The organism is Johnsonella ignava ATCC 51276 (assembly GCF_000235445.1).
Lineage (GTDB): Bacteria > Bacillota > Clostridia > Lachnospirales > Lachnospiraceae > Johnsonella > Johnsonella ignava.
Map to the genome: position 1 here is coordinate 1 of NZ_JH378848.1, position 2841 is coordinate 2841.

The 2841-nt window shown below is 33.3% G+C and carries 3 protein-coding genes; all 3 read right to left on the reverse strand.

Annotated features, from left to right (window positions below; translation table 11 throughout):
- Window positions 1-172: 172 nt before the first annotated feature.
- Window positions 173-358, reverse strand: coding sequence for a transposon-encoded TnpW family protein (locus HMPREF9333_RS11840; protein WP_005542333.1), 186 nt, complete (start codon window positions 356-358; stop codon window positions 173-175).
- Window positions 359-500: 142 nt separating this feature from the next.
- Complete coding sequence (locus HMPREF9333_RS12385) at window positions 501-2687, reverse strand: M56 family metallopeptidase (protein WP_005542340.1); 2187 nt, start codon at window positions 2685-2687, stop codon at window positions 501-503.
- Window positions 2688-2697: 10 nt separating this feature from the next.
- Entirely contained in the window at window positions 2698-2835 is a 138-nt protein-coding gene (locus HMPREF9333_RS13525; protein WP_277352366.1) for a BlaI/MecI/CopY family transcriptional regulator, read from the reverse strand.
- Between the last annotated feature and the right edge of the window lie 6 nt (window positions 2836-2841).

The window sequence follows — 2841 nt, forward strand, 5'->3', positions numbered from 1 at the left end:
ACATAACAAGTTTACTCATTCTTTTCCTCCGTTTCCTCGTCCTCAGTCAGATATTCTTCTTCATCCTCCAGGTCGAAATCATCCAGATCAGCGGGAACTTTCTTTCCCTGCTTCGGTTTCAGCACCAGGAAATAGACCGCCGCACCACCTGTTGCTACTTGTCAAGGACTTTTTAATCAAAATCATCTTTTTTTTCATACGATTTTTTCCGCAACTCCCTCAACATTATTCTTGTCAGCTTGTCTTGCATTGTTTCAGTTACATTTTCATTGAAGTGGACAACAACTTCATAAGTAACTTTTCCAATTTTTCTTTTTGTGTGAATTCCTTTTTTATCTATCTTTTTAAGTTCTTCCATAAATTCTCCTTTCCGTTATTTGAATTTTTAACAACAAAAAAGGAAGTATAGGCTATTTGCTTTTACTTCCTTGTAATGATTTTTATCGAATATCTCTATTTCTTTTCTAACTCAATTTCCAATACAATATGGAAATACATTTTTAAGGATTACTATAATCAAGGTAAACCTGTCCTTCCACAATCGAAAATGTCATTTTTTCATTGCTGTTTTTTACTGCAATATCACTAAACTTCTTTTCAAGCTCTTTTTTGTCCATTTTTATCATTCTATGCATTTCAGTATCATCCCAAAACTTTTGTATTTCAAACAAAACATTACCAAGGTAATAATCTCTTTCACCAATGCTGAGTACATCTTTATTTTCAATGTGGTAAGAAAGTTGATAAGAACCGCTACACCATGTAGATGCTCCATTTTCAGAGTAATCTCCCTTTCTTGGAAGTTCTACATTCAGTATTGGATTTTGTACAGGTTCAGATGTGTGTAAACTTCTTACAAACTTAGCATTTTCTATACCAGATGCCCATACTGTAAGCTTAATAAAGTTTTTTTCCTCTTCGGATAGAGGAATTATATAATCTTCACGAGTATAATCTATGGCAATTCGTTCAGAACGATTATAATCTTCATCAGCCCATTCCATCAGATTTCTATTAAAGTCTGAAACAGACATTGCTTTATAATTCGGTGTTTTCAGAGCGAGTAACGATTGGTAGTCTGCTTTTGTAGCGTTTGGATATTGTCTTTCTTCTTGTACTTTAACTGGAGTTTCTATCGTACTATCTGCTTTTATACCGGACAATGGATGATAAGTGTAGTTCAAATCAACCTTCAATATATCACTATTATATTGATTTTTAATACTTTCAAGTTTTGAACGGATATAGGTATTCATAGAAACTTCATCTTGAAGTTGTTCCAAAGTTTTATCTTGTATCATAACATCTAATTCCTTTTTAATACTCAAGCGAGTTTTGTTGTACTTTCCAACGGTAAGCGATTGCGGATCTTTAATTGTCATAATAAAAGAATACTCTAATAAAGCATTATCTGAAGCTTCTTTATAATTCGTCTGAACATACCCTCCAAATTCTTTTTCTTGCCATCTTTCAGCAGTAAGAGGTTCCAGTATATTGAACAAATAAGAAGCAATATCATCGCTGTCTTTTTGTTCATACCAAGCATTGTCATTGAAAATACGCTCCAACAAATTTCGGTATTCCTCAGTATCTGTAATCTTCCAAACTTTATCTTGATAATCTGAAATACTCATTTTCTCATATCCATCAAATTTTAAAGACATCATTTGTTCAAATTCTTCTGCTGATAGGTCGGAGCTGATAAGTTGAGTTTTTTCTTTATTGGATACACCTGATGTAGCGAATGCCATAGTTACACCCACAACAAGAAGTCCTGCAAGTACCGACGAAAAAATCGTTATTTTTTTCATTTTCATAATTGCACCTATCCTTTCTTCAATCGAATTTCTGCTAAAATTATTACAAAGAGGCATAAGCCCCGACTTTTGTATTTCCATATCTATCAGAATATGGGCATACGATTTTTTGTTTTTTTCTCCGAATAGTTTAACCACTGTTTCATCACATACTAACTCAATATCTCTGTTAAGAAGTAAATACATAGCCCAAACCATCGGATTGAACCAATGAATACTTAATGCGAGTATCATTAGCATTTTGGTTAAAATATCAAAATGTTTAATATGAACATACTCATGAGTCATAATATAATTCAAAACTTCTGTATTCTCAAAATCTAAAGTGCTCGGAAGTAGGATAACGGGTTTGAATATTCCATAACTTAGTGGAGAAAAAACTTGATCGGAGCTCTGAATAAGGAGAGTTCTTTTCAAAGGGTGTTTTTCTTTCCACTCCTTGATAAATGTTGTTTCCAACGGCAGAGCATTTTTGAATTTCTTGATTCCTCTGTGATATGCAATTAGGAAATATAAAACGCATAACGAGAAACCTATCATCCATAAGACTGTCCACAATGAAATAGATACATTGTAAATTCCTTGAACGTCCACATTGTTTGTAATGTTCTCACTAACCATATCCGAAGTAACAAAAAATCTTGGCAAGTCATTTATCGGCTCAGATACATATAATGTATTGTTTTGTGGTATTAGGGAGTAGACACTGAAAACAGATGGAATGGAAATCGGAATAAGCAGTCGAAATAAAGCAAGTCCCCATAAAAACATTAAAGTCTTTTTGGGTAATTTGTGTATGAGTATGGCACGCAGTACGGTAATGATGATGATTAAAATTGTGGCGGAGATACTCATTTGTAGCAGGGTCATTCTTCTCACCTCACTCTAAGTTTTTTATAAGATTTTTCAATTTTTCAATTTGCTTTTCTGAAAGCTGCTTATTTCCAATCAGTGCAGCAAACATTTTATCAATGGAACCATCAAACATTTTGTCAATAAACTCATTGGTTTCTGCTATCTGTAC